At 41.4% G+C, this 348-nt stretch carries 1 protein-coding gene; it reads right to left on the reverse strand.

All coding sequences use genetic code 11. The features are described 5' to 3' along the window. Positions 1-337, reverse strand: a 337-nt coding sequence (locus tag GQ593_RS13490) for a hypothetical protein (RefSeq protein ID WP_160432484.1), incomplete at its 3' end; no start/stop codon positions are given. Between the last annotated feature and the right edge of the window lie 11 nt (positions 338-348).

Raw genomic sequence — 348 nt, forward strand, 5'->3', positions numbered from 1 at the left:
AGGTTATATTTTTGTAAAAAATATTCAGGATTCTATACCGTTTCGTCATTAATTGAGGATTGGTAGTGACTATGGGGTAATTCGTGTGATAACCATTGTAACAATCATTCATAAACCGTTTTCCCACTAATAAGTAGGCAAGCTGTGAGCTTAAATTACCTTTCATTGAGGGCGGCGTGGCTCCAACAGCACCTTGACACCTATAAAAAGAACCACAAACTGCGTTAGTCAGCTCTTTCACCTGTGGCACTCGATAACCTAACCCCCCACACCAAGCGACAGTATCAGAATAAGTATACCACGGTGAACCTCCTTGGTGCACGAACCACTTTTGCAAAACAAATCCAT

It is taken from the genome of Gilliamella sp. Pas-s25, from assembly GCF_009795885.1.
Classification (GTDB): Bacteria; Pseudomonadota; Gammaproteobacteria; order Enterobacterales; family Orbaceae; genus Gilliamella.